Genomic DNA, 22973 nt, shown 5'->3' on the forward strand with positions numbered 1-22973 from the left:
TATCTTATGTTATAGGTTTCGATCTATTTCAAAGGACGGATTGTAAACCGGAATATGTAATCCTGCACAGGTACACGATACTGCGGCAATACTCCAGGACCACAGGTAGCCGTACCGACTCCTGCCTGTGCGGCATCCAGATGAACAGTTACCACTCCATCGCGCCGTAATTGATTGATATGCGTTGCCGCATCCAGATTCTCATCCGTAAAAGGAATCACACTAAACTGAAACGAGGCATCGGAACGGAATGCCAGCCCCTCACCTGCCTCATCAGCAAGTTGCATCCAACGGACATCCGTACGGTTACCCGTTGCCTGCGGACGAACATAATAGTGGAACATACTCTCCACATCGGTGTGATAAATACCTATTTTACCGGATTGATTACGATCCATATAAGTTTCATGCTCTCCACGCCCCAGATAAGACACCTGATTGTAAGCATCGGGCATTTCAAAAGTAAGCCCTACACGCGCCAGTGAAGTGATAACGGTAGTATCCGGCACAAAGTGTGTCTGTATATCCAATTCGCCATTTTTCTTTAGTGTATAGATGAAAGAAGCGGTTCCCACTTTTTCACCACGGACATTTAATAATTCCACTTCGGCACGTCCACTGCGGGTAGAAGTCTTCACGGTAAGGGCACGCTGTGTTAACTGATCCAACCCAGCTTTCTTCCAAGCTTTGGCTCCTCCTACTTTTTCACGGTTATCATTATCCGTCACCGGACGATAGAGGCTCAATGTAACGGGGGAAACCAGTAATTCTTTCCCATTATAAATATAAGAGTGAAGCGCCCCTGTTGCCGGATCTATATTCATTTCCACCTTACCCGAAAGTTTAGTTTCCGGAGCCCGGTAGTTCTTATTACCCGAAAGAACAAATTGGTCATAGGCTACCTCGTAATCCGTATTAATAAACGGAGCAGCATCCACAGACGTCCAACTTAAGTTCAGATAAGCTTCACGAACATCAGAAGGTAAACGTACAGCACCCAGCGTAACTTCAACGGTGGCGTGCGGAGCGGCATCTACCCGACGAGTACCATCAGTAATCACTTTCCCATGATCACCTACCACCTGCCAGTGTAAGGTATAAGCATTGAGATTCGTAAAATCATACCAATTCTTTATACTTAAAGTCAAGTTGCTCTTATCAATCAATGTAGTCTTTATATATTGATATGCTTTCTTCACTTCCAGCAAATGCGGATGAGGTTCGCGGACAGCATTCACCAGACCATTGCAGCAAAAGTTCCCGAAACTGGGTACATTCTTCGGACCATAATCACCACCGTAAGTCCAATACCAACGACCATCGGCATCTATTTCACGGAAAGACTGATCTACCCAATCCCAGATACAACCGCCCTGCACTATAGGTTCTGTTTCGAAAACATCCATGTATTCTTTCAATCCGCCTCCGCTATTGCCCATAGCATGCAGATATTCAGTCATGATGAAAGGGCGATACACTTTCGGTTCTGTCTGGCGGGCATAGGCCAGCAATTCTTCCACACTGCGGTACATACGGCAGTAGATATCCGTATTATAATTCTGTTCGGCACGCTCGTATTGTATAGGGCGGGTGGTTTCAACGGACTTCATCCAATCATATGTCCGTTCAAAATTGATTCCGTTACCCGCTTCGTTGCCCAACGACCAGATCACGATCCCCGGATGGTTCTTGGCACGTTCGTACATACGTTGCGTACGGTCCATGTGTGCAGGCAGCCAAGTGCTATCCTTTGCCAATGAAGCCGGGCCATACCCCATACCATGCGATTCGATGTTTGCTTCATCTATCACATAAAGGCCGTAACGGTCGCAGAGTTGATACCAGTACGGATGTGTCGGATAATGCGAGTTGCGCACAGTATTCAGGTTATGTTGCTTCATCAAGCGAATGTCTTCTTCCATCAGTTCTTTGCTGACAGTACGTCCCAACTGTGAATGTTCATGCCGGTTAGCACCTTTTATCAATATAGGTACCCCGTTGATACAAAAACGGCCATCCTTGATTTCAGAAGTACGGAAACCAACTTTGCAACCGGTCAGGTGTGTTATATGTCCTGCATCATCTTTCAACGTCAATATTAACGTATAAAGATTCGGATGTTCTGCACTCCAACGTTTTACACCTGGAAGAGACTGTTCGTCAAAGATAATAGAATTACTCAAACCACGGTTCTTGATCGGTATTTCATTTTGTAATATTGTCTTTCCGGCAGTATCTTCCAGACTATATGCCAAAGTAGACACACCAGTCGCACTTCCTTCAACTGTTACATCAAGGCCGAAAAATCCTTCCTTATACTCTTTCTTATCCAAAGAAGAAGTCACTTTATAATCAGCTATAAACTGGCGTGGAGTACTGTAAAGATAGACATCCCGTTCAATGCCACTCAACCGCCACATATCCTGACACTCCAGATAGGAACCTGCACTCCAGCGATATACTTCAAGTGCCACGATATTTTCTCCTGCCTGTACATAGTCCGTGATATCCCATTCGGCAGGAGTCTTTGAACCCTGGTTATAACCCAGCATATGTCCGTTCACCCAGATATAATAGAAAGAGATCACACCTTCACAGCAAATCACGATGCGACGGTCTTTCCAGTCAGCAGGAACCGTGAACGTACGGCGATAAGAACCTACTTCGTTCTCTGCATAAGGTACCAGCGGAGGATTCTTTTTGAAGTTGAACAAAGGATCATCAAATTCATAAGTTTCGTTCACATAAATAGCCGTACCATATCCCTGACGCTCCCAGTTACCGGGTACATCGATATCTGCCCATCCGCCCGTATAGAACGAAGGTTTATAAAAGTCTTTCGGACGATGATCGGGATTCTTCACCCAGTGGAATTTCCACTTACCGTTCAGACTCATATAATAAGGTGATTGCTCATAATTCCCTTCACCCGCAGCATCAGCATTCGCATAAGGCCATATATAAGTATGTGGTGCCAGTTTGTTTTTTCCGATAGCATACTGGCTCTGCCATTCCGGCTGTACAGTCTGTGCTATAGCAGGGGTGGTAAGCAGGCAAGTCAGACACAAGCTCAACAGGGTCTTTTTCATGGTACTATATCTCATTTTTCTAATTTTCTATTCTATTATTATCTCATCAAAGTATATCCTCGCTTCCTGTCCCGGACGTACATGCGTGAAAGGACAGTCTCCTGCTCCATGGGCTACTACACGAACATAACGTGCCTCTGTCCCTATTTCAAACGGGATATCTTCTCTAAATACACCTTCACGGAAGATTTCGTTCTTTGTGTAGCTACACTCACCTACTTTGCGATACTCCTTGTCATCACCTGAAATCCAAACTTCTATTTCAGTAGGTTTATGCACTGCCATGCCATAATTCGTAATAGAGCCTAACGTTAGTTTATTCACCAATTCCGGTTTCTTCAGGTCGAGGGTAAAAGTAACCGTATCGCTTTTCATCCAGGAGCACCATTCCAGATCGGTATATTTCTGACTTCCCCGTATCCCATTTGTCAGCATATAAAGATCTCCTGTACCGGCACTCTTTACAGGCTTCGCCGTCGCTTTATTCCAGATGACAGGCAACTCCAGCATTTGTCCCAATTGCTCGTTTCCGGCAAAGGTTGCTGCCTTAATTGTTTTGGCCTCTGTAAGCATCAACGGTTTTGTATAAAGGGGTGATTGCGCAGTCGGCACACTGCCATCCATTGTATAACGCACCTGTACATCAGGGCGAATACAATCCAGTTCTACTTGCAGACGACCCTCTTTGGGAGTTACAGTCTGTTGTATATTATACATGGACCGGGCATAGACAATTCCTTTTGCAGCCAAGTGTTCATTAAAGTGGTCCATAGCTTTCAGATAAGAAGCCCAGTTCTTGCGTGCAGGCTTCGTCCAGGCAACTTCCGCCAATGCCGACAGGCGGGGGAAAAGCAGGTAGTCCACATCTGCCGGAGAGTTACAGAACTCTGTCCACATACACGCCTGAACCCCCATTAGCAGAGATGCAGCCTGCGGTGTCCAGTCTTTCTGCACAGGTTCATAGTCATAGACATCTTTCAGGGTGTTATTCCCAAAATAGGTAATAGGTTCGAACCATTGGGGACCTTGATAGCGGATGAGATACAATATCCGGGCAGGAGTCATGATAAAGCGGTGACCCAATTCAGCAGCTTTCAGTGCAGCCTGTCCGTAACCTTGCCATCCAAGGATAATGCTTCCTTCGGGGATTCTGGCATTCGTCAGTTCATCCCATCCTATCACTTCACGTCCCTTATTCTGCACATATCGTGCCACCCGTGCCATGAAATAGCCTTGCAATTCTTCTGTATTCTCCAAACTCTCCGCTTTCATCCGTGTCTGGCACAACGGACATTCTTCCCAATGTGTCTTTCTCGCCTCATCACCACCTAAATGGATATATTTTGAGGGAAACAATTCGAGTACTTCATCCAGAATATCTTGCAGGAAAGTAAATACACTGTCATTTCCTGCACAAAAGATAACATCCGCATGATTCCCGCCTAAACCGGGCAATACACCGATAAATTTATCCACTACCGGACAGGACAGCAAAGGGTAAGCAGCCAAGGCAGCATTACTATGTGCCGGCATTTCTATTTCCGGGATCACTTCGATATGCCGTTCCTGAGCATAGCGCACGATCTCGCGGATTTCATCCTGCGTATAGAATCCTTTTTCCACAGTAGGTTCACCCTGACGGGGATTACGGCGTTCGGGGAATGTCTTGCCCGGACGATCTACACGGCATGATCCTATTTCTGTGAGCAAGGGGTATTTCTTGATCTCAATACGCCAACCATTGTCATCTACCAGATGCAGATGTAACTTGTTCAACTTCAGCATTGCCATACAATCGATAATACGCAACAAGTTTTCCTTGGGGGAGAAAAAACGTGCCACATCTACCAATAGTCCCCGATAACCGAAACGGGGCTGGTCGGTGATAGTCAGTGCCGGAACAGTCCAATCGACATTCTCCGTCACTTGTTCACTTTCAATCGCAGAGGGAAGTAATTGACGAATGCTTTGAAGGGCATAATAGAAACCTTGCAGATCGGAGGCACGGATGGTTATCTTCTTAATCGTTATCTCCAGTTTGTAAGCTTCACTTTTTAAGGTTGCGTCCGTCACCAGACAGACATCACCTTTCCGGCTATCTACCTTTATGCGGGGAGTAAAACCTCCCGCACGGGTAAGAAGTTCGGTGAACTGGCGCACTTGCTCAGCTTGTCCTTCATTCTCTACTGCGAAACTCGTCTTAGCGGAGAAGTGGAAGTTACCCGTGCCCGGTACTAAACTCACCGGGCAGGGAACTAATGAAAAAGGTTGTGTCAAGTTATCAGCCTGAATGTTTGTTACTGCCAGGAACAGACAAAGCAGTACTGTATATATATATTTCATAAGGTCATAGCGTTTGATAATATGAATTATTCTTTATCTCTCTCTGGGGAAAAGCGTACCGGATCATTGTATTGTTCCTGCAATGCCGTAAGTTCGGTTTTCAGTTCCTTCACAATATCTTCCGTACCCGGCTGTCCATAGATATTACGCATTTCGGTCGGATCGGCCTGTAAATCGTACAATTCCCATTCATCGATGTCATTATAGAAATGAATCAGCTTGTAACGTTCTGTACGTACCCCGTAATGACGCTTCACCATGTGTTCAGCAGGATATTCATAGAAGTGATAGTACAGGGATTTCCGCCAGTTTTCAGGTCTTTCGCCTTTCAGTAATGGCACCAGGGAAAGTCCCTGAATATCTTCGGGCACCTTCACACCGGCCAGTTCCAGGAATGTGGGTGCATAGTCAATGTTCTGTACCAACTCTCCGATGTCTCCTTTACGGTCGAAACCTTTCGGCAAACGCATAATCAGCGGAGTATGCATGGATTCTTCATACATGAAACGCTTGTCGAACCATCCGTGCTCACCCATATAGAAACCTTGATCGGAAGTATAAACAACTAATGTATTATCCAGCAATCCTTTCTCTTTCAGGTAATCGAGCACACGGCCTACATTATCATCCAGTGATTTCACAGTCTTCATGTAGTCGCGGATATAGCGCTGGAACTTCCAGTTGGCAAGTTCTTTACCCTGAGGATTCTTTTTATAGAAATCATCGATGATAGGACCATAGAACTTATCCCATGCTGCACGCTGCCCCTCATCCATCCGGCCGATATATTTCTCATAAAGAGACTTCAACCGGGTTTCTTTGTCCGGATGTAGCATTTTGAGGTCATAGATCATATCCATATCTTTCACAATGCTCATTTCCTGTGCAGCAGCGGCAGGACGTCCTTCGTAATCGTCGAAAAAATTGTCCGGTAGCGGAAAGGTCTTGTCTTCATAAAGTGCAAGGTTGCAGGTATCTGCCAACCAGTTACGATGAATCGCTTTATGATGAATTAAAATACAGAACGGCTTATTTGTATCCCGCTGATTTTCCATCCAGTCGATAGCGTCATCAGTGATGATATTGGTCACATAACCGTGTTTCTGTATAGTATCATTGTCCTGAGTGATAAAATCAGGATTATAGTAATCACCTTGTCCGGGCACAATCTCCCAGTAATCAAAACCCGTAGGCAAACTTTCCAGGTGCCATTTACCAACCAACGCAGTCTGATAACCAGCCTGTTGCAAAAGTTTTGGGAAAGTTTGCTGCGAAGCATCGAATACGCAAGTTGTGTTATCATAGAATTTATTGGCACAACTGTGCTTGCCCGTAATCATACAGGCACGGCTGGGACCACTCAGAGAGTTAGCCACAAAGCTGTTTGTAAAACGTACTCCATCGGCAGCAATGCGGTCCAGGTTCGGCGTCTCCATGTAGCGGTGGTCATAACAGCTCATCATCTGGGCTGTGTGATCATCCGTCATGATGTATACTATATTATATTGCTTTTGTTCCTCAGCTTTCTTTTGTGAAGTACATGAAGTCATGGATGCCACAGCAGCGACACCGGTCAGAGAAAAAAGCAATCCTGATTGTATCGTGTTCATAATCGAATCTAATTAAATATTTAAAAATCCGGATGTGGAATGCGAGGGTGGAAGACAACTCCCACCCCGCATCCGGGAAAATCTAATAACCTATTGTAAACTCTATAGATTCCGGATGATTAATAACCAAAGTTATTATCGTTATTCGTGAGGCCCGGATTAGCATCTATTTCACTGGTAGGAATCGGCAGAAGCAAATTCTTTTTCAGGAAGTCATCCGTCAGGCTACCATTGTTCAGGAGACGATCTGCGAAGTTGTTTACACTTGAAGTATAATTCTTTTCTCCCAATATGGTCAGTTCATGAGTAGTATTCAGTTCCAGGAACTTTTTGAAGTATACCGTACCGCGGATACGTACCATATCGTAAATGCTGGGTTCGCCGCAAAGCTCGATGATACGTTCAAAATACAATTTTTCCGTAACCTGTTCTTTGGTAAGTGATGCCGACCAGTCTGCAGGTTGTGCAGAAGAAACGGCTCCGGATTTACGGGCACGGGCCAGTACTTCATTGGCCAGGCTGATAGCTTTCGGAGTATCACCCAGTTCATTGTAAACGTCAGCCATCAGTAACAGCATTTCAGCGTAACGATAAACCATTAAGTTCTTGTGGGCCATCGTACCAGTTTGTGTCTGGTCGTACAACTTACCAAAGTACGGCCACTTTTCTGCATTACCTGTTTTTGCAAAGTCATTTACAGCTTTTGCTACTGAAGAGTTATACGGAGATGCCCCGTGTGTAGCCTCGTAATTATCACAAACGCTAAGGCTCGGGTTCTTCGGATTAGGAAATTCTGCATAAGGCATCTTGGCTATAACCTCCATATTCACATTGTTCGATCCGGGTACTGTCATATCAGTATATTTGATTTTCCAGTAAGGGTACGTACATACAGAGTCGTTAGCACAAAGTGCAGTACCAACCTGAGGTTTCGGATTAGCTTGATTATTACCATTGCGAGCTCTCCACTTTGTCAAGAAATTAACATCAATACGAGGATCTCCCGGGTAAGTACCTTCATGCATATCATAAGCGAACTTAGCTACGCGATACGTACTCCAATTGATGCCACTAGTAGAAGCCTGAGGAGCAAAGCGGTTACTGCCACGATTGTAGCACCCGTTCGCATTTCCTGTTGAATAGTTCATCTGGAAGATAGACTCCTTGGAGGTTGACACATATTCACCAAATAAATTGGCAAACTTAGGTTCCAACGAATAAACATGACTTGTGTATACTGCATCAAACATGTTTTTTGCATTCTGCCAATTGGCGGCAGCATCTATACCCAGAGCAGCCATCTTATAATATACTTTACCCAGGAAAGCTTTTACAGCCCAGGAATTAGCACGGCCCACTGCTGATTTTTCAGAAATAGACAAAGCATCCACCAGGTCCTGTGTGATTTGTGAGAATACCTCTTCACGGGGTGAACGGGCAATAGAAATACCTTCGGAAGAGGAAGCAACCGTTTTCAAAGGAACATCACCAAAAGTGGAAACCAAATTATAGTAAGCCAGTGCTCTCAAAAATTTAGCTTCGCCACCCTTCTGAGTCTTGACTGCTGCACTCAGCCCGCTCTTATCAATACTTTCCAGGAAAGCATTGATTTCGGCTATCGCCTTGTACATACCTCCCCAAGCCAAGGATACCAAACTATTGGCAGCCAATGTATTCAACGAGTTCAAATCCTCAGGACGTTGTGCCCATGCAAGACCCGAAGCTACAATAGGAGCTTCCTGCCACATCTGTCCGTAGGCATTAGGGGCCGACATATAACCATAGCATCCTAACAGAGCTAATTCTGCATTATCTTCGGTCTGAAAAACAATATTGCTGTTCTGAGAGTATAAGGGATCTTCATTCAGTAAAGAGTCACAGGCTGAAAAGCTGCACAGTACAGCCAAAGACAGTATATAATATTTATATCTTTTCATATTCTTCATGTTTTTAATATTAGAAAGTCAAGTTTAAGCCGAATATAAACGAACGCGGAGTCGGATAAGCCCCCATATCTACACCCGGACGAAGACCGTCGAAACCGAAAAAGTTTACATCAGGGTCGTAGCCACTATAGTTGGTGATAATAAATGCGTTCTTAACGGAAGCATAAACCGAAGCATTCTGGAAACCAATCTTGCTCATCCATGTTTTCGGTAATATATAGTTCAGAGTAATGTCGGCACAACGCAGATAACTGGCATCTTCTACATAACGGTCCATAACATAGTTCTGTATAACGAATGTGGAACTCGGATACAGATTGGAATGATTACTTTCTGTCCACATATTCTGATAAGCTTTACGGGTGAGATTATTAGATCTGGTTCCCGGAGTATTAACATAGCGGTTGTTGGTATTCAGAATATCTTTCCCTTGTACACCGGCAAACGAAGCCGACAGACTCAGGTTTTTCCAGGAAATATTTGTAGAGAAACCGTAGGTAAAATCAGGATTCGGATCACCGATAACATCACGGTCGTTTACATTTACATCACCGTCTCCATCGCTATCTACAAATTTGATATCACCGGCTACCGGAGCTACTTTGTTGAATGTCTGGTAATAACCAATTGTACCGTCTTTTTTGGTATATTTCACACCTTGTTCTGTTATATCTTCCGGCTGTACGATACCCTGTGTAACATATCCGAAGAACAAGCCCGGAGCTTCACCTTCCAGGAAGACATGGCCTACACCGAAGTGGTCACCTATCGAGTTACCATAATATCCTACTTTCTCACCTAGAAAACCAAAGTCAGATGGCAGAAGTCCCAACTCGGCAATCTCACTCTTGTTGAAACCGATGTTACCGCTTACGCTCCATTTCCAATCTTTCTTATCAATAATCTGTGCATTCAGAGAGAGTTCAACACCATTATTCTTCATTGCTCCCTGATTATAATAGGTGGAAGCAAATCCGGCAGAACCCGGCAGAGTTCTGGAAATAAGCAAGTCAGTAGTCTTCTTCTGATACACATCGAGAGTACCACTCAGGCGTGAGTTAAACAAACCGAAGTCTAAACCGGCATTCCATGAAGCTGTCTTTTCCCATTTCAAGCTATTATTTGACAGATTGGTTACCGTAAAGGCTGTCTGGGCATTACCGGAACCATCAGCATAATAAAGATTGGAGTTAGAACCATACATAGAGAAGGTAGAATACGGATCAATACTTTGATTACCGGTAACACCATAGCTCACACGAATCTTCAACTGGCTCAACCAAGAGATATTTTTCATAAACTCTTCCTGTTCCATACGCCATGCCAACGATGCAGACGGGAAGTATCCCCAACGATTGCCTTTAGCAAATTTACTGGAACCGTCAGCACGGAAAGAAGCAGTAATCAAGTACTTGTCGAGAATGGAAAGATTAGCACGTCCCAGATAGGAAACCAACTGGTAGTCTTTCTGGATAGGCTGGGCATTGTTTACATTACCTGCCATGTGAAGACCATTCTCACGCATTTCAAAGAAAGTGAATTGATTGGCGGTAGTATTTTTGTTCAGGAAGTTATAATCTTCGTAAGTAACACCGGCCGTAGCATCCAAAGTTGCAAAGGACTTGAGCTTCGTACTGTAATTCAAGATATTCTCAACGGAAACATTATTCTTATTCAAGTCTGACAATGCCAGCAAACCTTGGTTGTTCATACCTTGGTAAAGTTGCAGACCGTACCAACGCTTGCGCTCGTTAATATTCAGGTTACCACCGGTACGAAGGTTATAACGGAAGAACTTGTTAATCTTCCAGGTCAGGTCCAGACTGGCTTTGAAAGTTTTATCATCTGTTACGTCTACATAATCATTCAACCAACTGAAAACAGTTGTCTTATTCTCATTATTAAAACTGGGATCACCTTCCGGCATTTCAAATGGAGCATAGTCCAATGCCGTACGTGAGATAGCACCAGTAGCTCCTCCCAATGTATTACCGCCCGCCATCATATCATTTTGACGAAGAGCACCACTCAAAGACAGGTCAATCTTTACAGCTTTTGATACTTCCGCGCTCAGATTGGCACGTAAGTCACCCTGTTTCAAAGAAGTTTGCTTTACCGTACCGTTGATGTCCTTGAAATTGGCAGATATATAATAGGTAATCTTATCCGATCCACCATTCAAAGATAGAGAATAATTCTGTGAGAATGCCGAAGTATAGATTTCCTTCTGCCAGTTGCGGTAGGTTACAACGTTGTAAGTTTCGGGATTATTAGCATCATATTTGTCGTAAGAACCATTGAATACATATCTTACCTGGTCACCTACAAGATGAAATGGTACAAGGCCATCCTGAATTCTGCTATTTGCATAATTAGCATACTCTTCCAAGTTAATCATATCCAACAGATTCGTAGTATTGGCAATTGTGAACGTAGCCGAAGCGTTAACTTTAGCTTTTCCAGCCTTACCTTTCTTAGTGGTAATCAGAATTACACCATTGGCACCACGCGAACCGTAAATGGCGGTTGAAGAAGCATCTTTCAAAACGGTAATATCTTCAATATCGCCAGGGTTCAAAGATGACAACGGATCTTGATTGATCTGGAAATCGCCACTGATACCGGAAGAAGAAAACTCACCGGTAGAAGCTTGCGGCACATTATCAATAACATACAACGGCTGGTTGTCACCACGGAGTGAACTGGCACCACGAATCGTAACCGAAGAAGCGGAACCAACAGCCGAAGAAGTTGAGTTAACGACCAGACCTGCCACTTTACCGGACAATAAGTTATCAAGAGAAGTAGCCTTAGCCGCATCGTTCGGATCAGGACGCAGGCTGGTTAACGCACCGGTTACATCACCTTTACGGGCTGTACCGTAGGCCACTACCACTACTTCATCCAACACTTGCGTATCATCTTTCAATGATACATTTATTACGGTCTTGTTTCCCACAGGGACTTCCTGCGTTTCATAACCGATAAAAGAAAATACTAATACGGATTTAGAGTTGGGAACATCGATCTTATAGTTACCATTTACATCGGTAATGGTTCCTAAAGCCCCTCCTTTTACTTGTACATTGACACCGGGTACACCTTCATTGGTGCTGTCAATCACTTTACCTGTCACCTTAATCGTTTGCTGTGCCAAAGCAGCGGCAGTAGATGTCAAACAGAGCAGGCATACCAGAAATACATTCAATAATTTCTGTCTCATAGAATTAAATTTAAATTAGTTATAAACTATCGTTAACATTGATTTGTGATGCAAATGTAAAACGATAGTAAAGGAGCATCTGTACAAGATTCACTATTTCAAGGTCCAAAATTGACTATCCGGACAGCAAAAACAAATAATAGTCAAAACTGGAGGCGAAGTAGACAAATTTGGAGCTTATTTCCAAGTAATTTCCTGCAAATTGTATTGTGCGGTTCGCAACAAAAGAGTATTTTTGCTCCAACCTATCCACAATACCCATGAGAAAAGCCCTGTTAACCACATTACTATTATCCCTGCTACTATCCTTTTCATACAAGATGGCAGGAAATACTCAATATGCTTTCCAACAGATAAGTACCCAAAATGGCCTGTCTTCTTCGGTTCGCTGTCTGGTAGTAAGCCATGAAAAAGGGTATGTCTGGATTGGAACAAGATCAGGTATCGGACGCTTCGATGGCTACGAACTCAGGAAATACCTCCACGATAATATCACTCACATCATTGAAGACAAAGAAAATACCATTTGGGCCATTACTCCCAAAGGGCTTTTCTACTACAATTATCAGGAAGATGAATTCCGGCAGGCACGCGATGAGGATAATAATCCGGTAATAGCTACCTCCATTTGTCCTTGGGAAGATGGTGTATTATTCGGTGGAAGCGGCAAATTATATAAGTATGACTATGCCAATCACCAAATCAGATTCCTGTGTGCCCTCACTAATAATAAGTATAATATTACCAGCCTCCAGAAATGGGACGATCATACCCTGATGTGCACCAACCGATGGAGTCGTGCACTACTCATTGATCTCCCGACAGGTCAGACCCATCCCGTACCTTTCGAAAGTAACGAACTGATAGCCACTCTTATCGACAAAAACGGGAATATATGGGTGGCTCCTTACCATCAGGGTGTGAAGTGCTACGACCGGAACGGTAAGCTTCTTCACTCTTATGATACCACAAACTCCCGATTGCAGACCAATGTCATACTTTCTTTAGCCGAACGTGACGGACAGATATGGGTGGGTACGGATGGGTCCGGTATCTATATTCTGAACCCCAAGGATGATACGATGTCTGTTCTTGTGCGAGTTCCCGGAGATCCATACTCACTACCTGCGAATTCAATCCTTTACTTATATACTGACTCCAATAATAATATGTGGGCAGGCAGTGTGCGTGCCGGCTTAATACACATCAAAGAAGCGGGAATGAAGATATATTCGGATGCATTGCCCGGATTTGAATACGCACTCAGTGAAAAGTCGACACTCAGCATCTACCAGGATGAAAAAAAAGACATATGGATTGGAACAGATGGTGGCGGAATCAACCGCCTTGATCCTGTCACTAAGAAATTCCACCATGTACTCTCTACCTGGGGAGATAAAGTATCTTCCATCACAGGGGTAGATCAGAGATATCTTCTGGTTTCTTTATTCAGCAAAGGGTTATTCTTTTTTGATAAGCAAACTGAAAACTACCAACCACTTATTATCATCAACGATAGTATAAATACCCTCTTATGCAAACGGGGAAAAACGGTTAATGTATTCCGGAACACACCGGAAACGATATTGTTGCTATCCGAAATGCCTTATAGCTACCACCTAACCCGGAAAGACTTCACACCTATTCCTTTGGACAAACCTGCCCAAGATGTCATCGGCACGCTCCTGCCTATATGCCAGAACGGTTTCGTTTCCTATCTGCATGATTTCAAACGGATTTACCGGATCGATTCCCGAAAGAACCGGTTAGAAACCTTATACAGTTGCAAAGGTGATACCATATTCAATTCTGTATCTGCCGATGAAAACGGGATTTTCTGGATAGGAAGCAATTATGGGCTTAGTTATTATTCCATGGAAAAAAAGCAATGCATCAATATTCCCAATAGTCTGATCAATGAAATTAATTCACTAATTTGCGATCAGCGGGGACGTGTATGGATAGGAGCAGACAGTAAACTATTCGCTCACCTAATTCAAGAAGGAGAGTTCATTCTTTACGGGGAGTCAGATGGAATCATTCTGAACGAGTATCTGGAGAAGCCCCGTTTACTTTCCACGCAAGGCGATATCTATATGGGAGGTGTCAACGGACTGCTTTGTATCAACAAGCAACTCCCTAACGAACCAAACGCCCCTCCAATTCTTGAACTGGCAGACGTTTTGGTAGGCGGAGAACGTATGAATGCCCTAATGAGCACCGGACGAAGACTAAAAGTAGAAGAACAAAGTAAGCCCATCACCATTAAAATCATTGCCCACGACAAAGATATCTTCCGCAAACCGATGTATCGTTATACTTTACTCGGTATGGAAGGGCAAGTGATTTACTCCTACCAACCGGAACTGACATTAAGCGGACTGCCTGCAAGAACTTACCAAGTGATGGCTTCCTGCAGTACTCGTACCGGCGGATGGACTAGGGATTATCAGATTCTGGAACTCGTAGTCTTACCACCGTGGTACAAATCCAACTGGTTTATCAGTATTTGTTTCATATTGATAGTTTCAGGAGTGATACTGGCATTCTTCTCCCTATTGCATCGCAAGGAAAACAAATTGAAATGGGCCATGAAGGAACATGAGCAACAGGTTTATGAAGAGAAAGTACGTTTCCTTATTAATATCAATCACGAATTGCGCACCCCACTCACCCTGATACACGCCCCATTAAAGCAATTGCTGGAATCATTATCGCCTGAAGACGACAAGTATCCGGTTATCCAAAGCATCAGCAAACAGTCCGGACGCATGAAGAACCTTCTGAATATGGTGCTGGATGTACGCAAAATGGAGGTAGGACAAAGTACCCTGAATGTAGGAACTGTGGAATTAACTCCATGGATAGAACAACTTATAACAGATTTCAGACCGGAAGCCCAGTTAAAAGACATCTCCATCTTATATAGTCCCGGACCGGAAGTAGATACTCTTTGCTTTGATAAAGAGAAATGTACTACTATATTAATAAATCTGCTGATCAATGCGTTGAAGTACAGCCCTGAGAACAGTCTGATCCGTGTCACTACCAGCCTGTCAGACGATAAGAGCCGTGTACGCATCTCTGTTTCCGATGAAGGCCCCGGATTGAAAGATGTGGATATAAACAACTTGTTTATCCGTTTCTATCAAGGCAACAATAGCCGCCCTGGAACAGGAATCGGCCTCTCCTACTCTAAAATTCTTGCAGAGCAACATGGCGGAAGTATAGGTGCCTATGACCATGGAGATATGTCCGGTTCTACCTTCTGGTTCGAACTGCCGCGAGACATACAACCGGGAAAGGTTACTCTGCAACCCCAAGCCTATTTGAATGAGTTACTGGCTCCCACCCAGGAAGTCGAAAGCATCCCAAGCGATATGCAAAACAAAGAGGATACCCAAAACTGTACGTTGCTTATCGTGGATGATAACAAAGATCTGACAGATTATCTATTCTCCGCCCTTAAAAGTAAGTTCAAAGAAATCCGGATAGCTTATGACGGTGAAGAAGCCTTGCGTATCTGCCGTGAATCTTCACCGGAAATTGTAGTCAGCGATATTCAGATGCCACGCATGAATGGCTATGAATTATGTAAGCATATCAAAGAGGACTTGGAAATCAGCCATATCCCCGTTATCCTGCTTACAGCCCGCAATGATGAGGAAAGTCAGTTATTCGGTTACAAGAACGGAGCGGATGCATACCTGACCAAGCCTTTCGAAGTAGACATACTTTATACCGTTATCCAAAGCCAACTGAAGAATCGCGAACGGATACGGACACGTTATGCTGAAGCCGGACCACTCCCCCTGCCACAGGAAAGTACATTCAGCTCGGCCGATGAGAAATTCCTCAATCGCCTGAATAAACTGATCTCCGAAAATCTGGATAACCAGCAAATGGGGATACCGTTCCTTTGTACGGAATTGGGTATCAGCCGTGCAGGCCTTTACAACAAGCTGAAAGCATTGTCGGGGATGGGGGCCAATGATTATATCACCAAACTACGAATAGAACGGAGTGCCTGGCTGCTTACTCATACCGCGCTCAGCATCGTTGAAGTTGCAGACCAGACAGGGTTCTCAACTTCCCGCTATTTCAGTACGGTGTTTAAGCAATACATGGGGTGTTCACCTACTCAATATAAAGAAGAACACAAGTCATCCTAACGTTTTTCCAAGAATTATATTTTGTAGTCATCTTATGGAATTATCAGGAATAGGTTCAGTATAAACAGGCATATTGAAATTAATTCGAATGGATAAAACGCCCTTTTTCATACAATAATTCTCCTATGTATAATGCCGTTTCCCTATCACTGTTCAAACGAGCTTTCCCAGCCGACCCGTGACACAAGAAAATAAATTTGCCGTTTATTAAATAAATAGCAGGATGAGAACCGATTATTGTTGAAGAATATGTCCAAGTATCACGACCATTTTCCGAAGAGTAAATACGAAGCCCCTTATCCCAAGCATCCACTATCATCCAATATTTATTATCATATTCCCACACAAACGGTGCTTCATGTCCGCAGTCTGTAATAGCTGGTCCAACCACGTCCCAATGATAGAGATCGGTACTCTCTGCAAACCAAGTATGATTATCATTGGCCTCATCCTTGTACCATAATAACCACTTATCCCTCACCTTACATACTCCCGCATCAATGCAATGTTCCGTGGATAATGAAAGAGTTGACTGATATTTCCATCTCATCCCCTCTTTACTCGTAAAATGTTTGATAAACCGCTTTGCATTCCAATCCTGGTATACCCCGGGAACAAAAGTAACAAACATATGCATTAAGCCATCCTGTACAATAACTTCCGGTGCCCACCAAGTCTGCGTATGTTTTTTATTGGTTAAATTTTCATCTCCTACACAAGTACCCCTATACTTCCACTCTTTACCATCTTTAGAAGAAGCTATACCAATAGAACTTCCATGCATCCACTCTACTCCCTGACCGTCATAGTAGGCTCTCCTTTGTGTATAATATACGAACCATTCCTTATAATGTTCGTTCCACACCATCACCGGATCAGCAGCACCTCCCCACTTCTTATCAGAGAAGAAAGGATTTTCAACCGATAACTGAAAATCGGTTTCGGGGAATTGCGCCGGAACATGCAAGCATTGCCATATACAGATCAAAAAACAAAACAGATTCTTTATCATACTTTTATTCTTTAATTATTATTTCCTTATTTCTTACTGAAAGCACGAAAGTTCCGAATACGATGAAAAGTCATATAATTAGCATCATGTTGCCGGGGTGGATTTCCGGTTTTATCTCTCCAAGCTGTACGGGAGACAAAAACAATGTCTTTTCCATCAAATTGCCAGTCGACATATTGAAAGCCATACAATTCCGGTTGATCGCATGTCAGCACCGTATCTTTGATACACCACTCCGTCAAATTATCCGAGCACATCAAAACCTGTGTGTTACGTATAGCACCACCATCCATATTGTGCCGGTCTTTTTTCCAATATAAAATTGGATAACGTCCAATACTTCTTACTTTTTTTATCATAACGAATGGTGAACTTCTTGCCTGCTCCCGGAAGTTTAATGAAATCTTTCTCCGGATTAAAAGTCATAATCTTACCATCCTCTGAAACAGAAGTCATTGCAGCCACGTCATCCGGTCCATAGGCCACACGCAGGATATCTTTGACTTCTCCCTCTCGGGTTACTACCGCATTGCCTTCCAACCATGCGGTAGCTCCTTCTTTCCACGACGAATCATATCGTATCTCGTTACTAAAATTCCACTGTCCGGCGTCCAGCAGATCGGCTTCACAGGAAATTGAAGTCATCAAAGCGGAGAAAGGTCCCCAGCCCCATTCTTGTCCCATATTTTCCATAGCACGCCAGTATTTTCCTTTATGACGAACTACCGGGACCGGAGCACAGTGATAAAAGCCACATCGGATAAGCCCGGACTTTTCATCTTTAGGTTCTGTCCAGGAGCGCCCAAAGTCCAATGACCTACGAACTACAAAATCTCCATACCCCATTGTAACCTTAGGTGATATACCTATCAGATACAACTCTTTGCCACGGTTAAATAGTGTAGCCCAAGTCAGAGATTCCAGTTTGGCTATCGGAGTCCAGGAATTACCACGATCCCCGGACCTATAGATATAAGTATCCGAAAGCTTTTTGCCAAAATAATCGTGTGAAGCAATATAAGTACCATCCGGCATGATAACAATGCTGGGTGATCCTATATATTCATGAGATATCGCCGGTGCATTATGTATTACAACTCCGGGAGGAAGTGTGTCACCTTCCTGGGTGATTCCTGCCCAACACAGGTTTGTAATCAGCAGGCAGCCGACTATTATCTTTAATGTTCTTTTCACTTTCATACCTACTCATGTTTTGCTATACGCGCATTATAGATTGCTCCTGTCCAGTTACCCGGTACACCTTTAAAACGGATTGTTATCTTTTCCTTACCTTTCCAGAAATGCTCCGGCAACGAATATACTCCTTCAAAGAACTGATTCGGTTTATTCTGATAAAGATGTTGCCTGGCCAGTACCTTACCGTCTACATAAATATCAAATTCCAAATGAGCCGTTTCGCCTCCCCAATAGGTGACATGTAAATCTTGAGGAACATCGGGCAAAACCTTCATATCAAATTCAAACCAACCACCAATCCAGGCCGCTCTCCACTTTTTCCGGTGCGAAACACCATTACCAATACCCTCCCCACGGAAATTATGATCTCTCTCCGGTTGCATTTCACCTAAAGTAACGTAGTCAACCGTTATCTTATCCAGATCCTGCAACCGCTTTAATTCATTTTTATAGGCTTCCTGCATATCCTTCCATTCTTCAGTAGTAAACAAATCCCAGTAGACCATATAATGTTGATGATGCATCCCATAGAAAGGAATTAAAGACATATCTTTCGGTTCTCCAACCCCTTTTGTCTTAAATCGCAAAGGACTATCAGATACTTTCTCCAGCCACTTGTCCACTGGCTGATTATTGGTTACTAACACCGGAATATCTTTTTCCATATCAGGTTCCTCTACTCCCAACTCACCAGCCAGCAAAACCGGTCCATAGAAAATACCCACCCGTTTTTCATTATCAGGCATAGATACGGTATAAAACTTTATTTTAAAGGTAATTTCTATTTTATCATTATCTTTCCATTCCCGCTCAATAGAAACATAGCTATTATTAGAAGCCTCAAATGAAACAGAACTTCCATTCACTTTGATACGCATGGACTCCGCCCATTCCGGATAACGTAGACGGAATATAACAGACTGTGATTTTTCTGTTTTAACTGTCAGCACAGTTTTATCAGAAGAAGGGATATCCGTATCCTGGGTAACAATCATCTTCCGGTCCGTCCAATTCAATTGCGAAGGGATGAACAGATTCACCCAAAGGCTGGAATCACTGCCTTCAGAATAAATAAAGTCACCATACTTCACGTGATTTTCCATACCGGATCCGCTGCAACAGCAAAATGATTGAAAAGGAGACAAATAACCTTTCTTACCACCAGAAATCAAAGGCGTATAGTAAGTACACATTCCATCATCCGGATTCTGAGAAGCCAGAATATGATTGAACACGGCTCTCTCATAATAAGCACTATACTCAGGAAGCGACTGCCAGGAAAATAAATGCCGCGTCAGTTTCAGCATATTATAAGTGTTGCACGTTTCTGTATTGGAAGTGCTTAAGCGTTCATTCAATTGTCCGGGGGTTCCAAAATGTTCTCCATCACTATTACCTCCGTTCACATAAGAATGATTCTGTACCACCGTATGCCAAAAGAAAGAAGCAATCGCAGAATCACGCTTACTACCAGTCAATTCATACAGGCGTGCGGCTCCTATAATCTTAGGTACCTGCGTATTGGCATGCTTTCCTTCCAAATCATCCACTCCCACCGCTAAGGAATCCATGATAGCTTTATGATTATCGAACCGTTGAGCCAAAGCCAGGAACTTTTCATTCTTTGTACAAGCATATAAATTAGCCAATGCCTCATTCATGCCACCAAACTCACATGCCAACACTTTCTGCATTTGTTCTTCTGTAAGATGCTGAAAGGTACCATACATCCAATTGGCCAATTTTTCGGCAACAACCAATGCCCGCTCATTATGAGCGTATTGATAAGTATCAATCAGTCCGGCCAGAACTTTATGCATTACATACAGAGGTACCCAGCCTCCATTCAGGTCGAATCCCTGTGAATATATCTTTCCAGCCGAAACCTCCTTAAAAATCCTTTTACCATCCGGTGTAGCCGCCAGATAACCATCACCATTTGCCTGTTGGCAACTATCCAGTTCATTAATAGTGTATTCTAATCTTTGCAGGAAACGTTCATCTCCCGAAGTTGCATAGTACATGGCACAAGCTGATAAATAATGCCCCAATGTCTGTCCGGCTACTCCCAGACTTTCCCATCCTTCATATTTAGGAGCTTTAGGAACCAATCCGGCTTCTGAGCGGAATCCACTAAGAAAACGGTCCGGTTCCAATTCCAGCAGATAAGCAGTCTCCTTTTCCTCCGCATGTTTAAAAGGTCCCTTAGTTATAACGACCTCCCCCATTTCAAAAGGTTTTGTCGGTAAAACCGGAGTATCTACTTGTTTTGCCGCTTGCTGGCAGGACAGTAACAAGCACAAGGCACACACGCCATAAAAGTATTTCTCTATTTTCATGATATTATATTTTATTTACTACGAAGTTCATACATCGTCTCACCAACCGAACGTGCAGCACGTATCAGTTCCCAGTTGGGAGCATCATATACATTAATAAAACCAATCTGATAGTTCTCTCCATCTCCGCGCCCGGTTACAGCCTGGTCATTGTATTGGAACCAGTGTGTACCAACCAGATAAGGATTCATCACGGCATCCTGCACATAATGTTTATACAAGTCAGCCCGGTTCTCCTGACTGCCTCCATAACGTAACCCGCCATGCAGCAGACCACGATCCAACCCTCCGAAATGGAACTCACCGATTATCATCGGAAAATCACGATCCTTGGAAGGCCGAAGCGAATATGCCGAATAAGTATACCTGTTGAAACTTACAACATCACAATATTTGGCTGCGATATCTACAATCCATTGTTGCACGGCATTCCCGGCAAAGTCTCCATAATTAAACCGGCAACCCAAATACAGTTTGTGAGGCGCTTTTGCTTTTAATGCTTCTTTGACAGAACGAAAATAAGCATTCGCCATATGACTTGTGAAGTCAATCAAATCATTTGTAGCCCCGGCATAAACTGAATCATTTTTCATCCAATCTTCCCAAGTAGCGAACTCACTTCCCCAAATAGTATTCAGTTCAGCCAAGGATGCATATTTCTCAATCAAACGATTCTTGAACACTTCCTTCGCATAAGGATATCTCCCTTGTAAAGCCAAAGTAGCCAGATAAGTATTATTACCCCAACCCAGTTCATTATCAACAAAGTATCCGATACACCATTCATCATTGGCAGCTGATGAGCCGGCAATGGTCCGTTCAAGACCTTTCCGAAATTCCGGTGAGAACGGATCTTGTATGAAATGCCAATATTGCGTATGGATTACTGCCGTATAAGGAATCTTTCTTGTACGGATCACTTCTTCATTAGACCAGTTTGCAATGGTATTAATATTCCAACTCTTTAACCGTCGGTTTGCCTTATCAATCATTTTGGTTTTATAATCAGCACCCCATTTCCGATACATATTCAGTTTCCAATAAGAAAGCTCTTTCCTGTCGTTACGCTCAGAAACAAACAAAGATGAATCCACCGAAGCCGGGAGATTCAAGGGACGATAAAACTTCTCACGCCCTTTGACATTCGTCTCGTCTCCTCCACCTACGCAAGTAATGCCATGCGACCAAAACAGATATCCCTGCGGGTCAACCAACCACCATTTACCCTGATATTTCTCTACGCGAAAATGTCCGGTAGCAGCCAATTGAGGTCCCTTTGCCCAACCCCCATAAATATCCCAGCTTTTATTGCCCGGATAATTTTTCATATCCTGTTCCTCTCTTTTATCCGCTTTCACTATTTCTCCGACACCAGATATCTTACCAGGATAACGACTATGAACATATTGCCCGAATTCATCCACAAATGGAAGTAAATCTTCATATTCCTTGCCTGAGTATTCTTTATAAGGAATGGTCAGCATCACATTCTTCACCACGACCTCATCTCCCGACTGAATACGGGGAAAGTCCAAGGAAAAACGATGGATAGATTCCGGACGATAACCACACCACAATCTTGTAGCACCACCGGGTAACCCATTCATTTTGGGAAACAATTCCAATTGCTGCATTGAATATTCTTTGCGTAAAATCAGAGTTTCAATCTTTTTCGTACTCCGTGCAGGTACATACCCCGCACCTGTACTCCAATAATCGCCATCCAAATGGCACTCCACGAATAACTCATGATCTGCCAGGTTCTGGACTTCACAAACTAAATGTACAAAAGGGGAGAAGTCCCAGGCCGTTTCTCCCGAAGAAAAAGTCACGCTCGCCCCTTGCCGGGTTGCCGTCCAATGCAACGTCTTGCCTCCGGAAACTTTTTCAAGTCCATACGTATCAATACTACCTTCTTTTAATAATTCGGGAAGTAGTTTTCTGTTATTCTGTCCTACTGCCCATACAGAGCAGGTAAATACTATTACAATTGATAATAAGAATGTTTTCATGGTTATTCTTTCAATATTCTGTTTTTAATC

Annotated in this window: 11 protein-coding genes; 1 reads left to right on the top strand and 10 read right to left on the bottom strand. The window is 43.4% G+C overall.

Annotated elements, in window-relative coordinates; translation table 11 throughout:
• Positions 1-23: 23 nt before the first annotated feature.
• The 5 genes from BACCELL_RS06445 to BACCELL_RS06465 all read right to left on the bottom strand — a co-directional run bounded on the left by BACCELL_RS06445 (position 24) and on the right by BACCELL_RS06465 (position 12211).
• Positions 24-3089 carry a glycoside hydrolase family 2 TIM barrel-domain containing protein gene (locus BACCELL_RS06445; RefSeq protein ID WP_007210830.1) on the bottom strand — a complete coding sequence of 1022 codons (3066 nt, stop codon included), beginning with the start codon at positions 3087-3089 and terminating at the stop codon, positions 24-26.
• A gap of 27 nt (positions 3090-3116) precedes the next feature.
• Positions 3117-5432 (bottom strand): glycoside hydrolase family 20 protein, encoded by a 2316-nt coding sequence (locus BACCELL_RS06450; protein WP_007210831.1) that lies wholly within the window; start codon positions 5430-5432, stop codon positions 3117-3119.
• A 26-nt stretch (positions 5433-5458) separates the two neighbouring features.
• On the bottom strand, positions 5459-7042 hold the full coding sequence (locus tag BACCELL_RS06455) for a sulfatase family protein (RefSeq protein ID WP_007210832.1): 1584 nt from the start codon (positions 7040-7042) through the stop codon (positions 5459-5461).
• 119 nt (positions 7043-7161) lie between these two features.
• Positions 7162-8979 carry a RagB/SusD family nutrient uptake outer membrane protein gene (locus BACCELL_RS06460; RefSeq protein WP_007216918.1) on the bottom strand — a complete coding sequence of 606 codons (1818 nt, stop codon included), beginning with the start codon at positions 8977-8979 and terminating at the stop codon, positions 7162-7164.
• 19 nt (positions 8980-8998) lie between these two features.
• The gene (locus BACCELL_RS06465) at positions 8999-12211 is read right to left on the bottom strand and encodes a SusC/RagA family TonB-linked outer membrane protein (RefSeq protein ID WP_007210834.1); all 3213 of its coding nucleotides are present in this window, start codon (positions 12209-12211) and stop codon (positions 8999-9001) included.
• A gap of 260 nt (positions 12212-12471) precedes the next feature.
• Here BACCELL_RS06465 and BACCELL_RS06470 point away from each other — a divergent pair, with 260 nt between their 5' ends.
• Positions 12472-16383, top strand: coding sequence for a hybrid sensor histidine kinase/response regulator transcription factor (locus BACCELL_RS06470; RefSeq protein WP_044153441.1), 3912 nt, complete (start codon positions 12472-12474; stop codon positions 16381-16383).
• A gap of 79 nt (positions 16384-16462) precedes the next feature.
• Here BACCELL_RS06470 and BACCELL_RS06475 read toward each other — a convergent pair whose 3' ends face one another.
• Genes BACCELL_RS06475 through BACCELL_RS06495 form a run of 5 tightly spaced genes read right to left on the bottom strand, consistent with a single transcriptional unit; the run spans position 16463 to position 22943 of the window.
• Entirely contained in the window at positions 16463-17395 is a 933-nt protein-coding gene (locus BACCELL_RS06475; RefSeq protein WP_007210837.1) for a glycoside hydrolase family protein, read from the bottom strand.
• A gap of 26 nt (positions 17396-17421) precedes the next feature.
• Positions 17422-17688 carry a hypothetical protein gene (locus BACCELL_RS06480; RefSeq protein ID WP_007210838.1) on the bottom strand — a complete coding sequence of 89 codons (267 nt, stop codon included), beginning with the start codon at positions 17686-17688 and terminating at the stop codon, positions 17422-17424.
• Entirely contained in the window at positions 17666-18595 is a 930-nt protein-coding gene (locus tag BACCELL_RS06485; RefSeq protein WP_007210839.1) for a hypothetical protein, read from the bottom strand. The genes BACCELL_RS06480 and BACCELL_RS06485 overlap by 23 nt, the downstream gene beginning before the upstream one ends.
• A gap of 2 nt (positions 18596-18597) precedes the next feature.
• Complete coding sequence (locus BACCELL_RS06490; RefSeq protein ID WP_007210840.1) at positions 18598-20931, bottom strand: glycoside hydrolase family 127 protein; 2334 nt, start codon at positions 20929-20931, stop codon at positions 18598-18600.
• 11 nt (positions 20932-20942) lie between these two features.
• Complete coding sequence (locus BACCELL_RS06495) at positions 20943-22943, bottom strand: hypothetical protein (RefSeq protein ID WP_007210841.1); 2001 nt, start codon at positions 22941-22943, stop codon at positions 20943-20945.
• Positions 22944-22973 lie beyond the last annotated feature (30 nt).

The organism is Bacteroides cellulosilyticus DSM 14838, from assembly GCF_000158035.1.
Lineage (GTDB): Bacteria > Bacteroidota > Bacteroidia > Bacteroidales > Bacteroidaceae > Bacteroides > Bacteroides cellulosilyticus.

What these genes read in the sequence shown, in the direction of transcription:
- BACCELL_RS06470 (WP_044153441.1), top strand. Translation starts at nt 12,472, where the DNA reads ATGAGAAAAGCCCTGTTAACCACATTACTATTATCCCTGCTACTATCC.
- BACCELL_RS06495 (WP_007210841.1), bottom strand. Translation starts at nt 22,943, where the DNA reads ATGAAAACATTCTTATTATCAATTGTAATAGTATTTACCTGCTCTGTA.
- BACCELL_RS06455 (WP_007210832.1), bottom strand. Translation starts at nt 7,042, where the DNA reads ATGAACACGATACAATCAGGATTGCTTTTTTCTCTGACCGGTGTCGCT.
- BACCELL_RS06465 (WP_007210834.1), bottom strand. Translation starts at nt 12,211, where the DNA reads ATGAGACAGAAATTATTGAATGTATTTCTGGTATGCCTGCTCTGTTTG.
- BACCELL_RS06480 (WP_007210838.1), bottom strand. Translation starts at nt 17,688, where the DNA reads ATGGATGGTGGTGCTATACGTAACACACAGGTTTTGATGTGCTCGGAT.
- BACCELL_RS06490 (WP_007210840.1), bottom strand. Translation starts at nt 20,931, where the DNA reads ATGAAAATAGAGAAATACTTTTATGGCGTGTGTGCCTTGTGCTTGTTA.
- BACCELL_RS06460 (WP_007216918.1), bottom strand. Translation starts at nt 8,979, where the DNA reads ATGAAAAGATATAAATATTATATACTGTCTTTGGCTGTACTGTGCAGC.
- BACCELL_RS06475 (WP_007210837.1), bottom strand. Translation starts at nt 17,395, where the DNA reads ATGATAAAGAATCTGTTTTGTTTTTTGATCTGTATATGGCAATGCTTG.
- BACCELL_RS06485 (WP_007210839.1), bottom strand. Translation starts at nt 18,595, where the DNA reads ATGAAAGTGAAAAGAACATTAAAGATAATAGTCGGCTGCCTGCTGATT.
- BACCELL_RS06445 (WP_007210830.1), bottom strand. Translation starts at nt 3,089, where the DNA reads ATGAAAAAGACCCTGTTGAGCTTGTGTCTGACTTGCCTGCTTACCACC.
- BACCELL_RS06450 (WP_007210831.1), bottom strand. Translation starts at nt 5,432, where the DNA reads ATGAAATATATATATACAGTACTGCTTTGTCTGTTCCTGGCAGTAACA.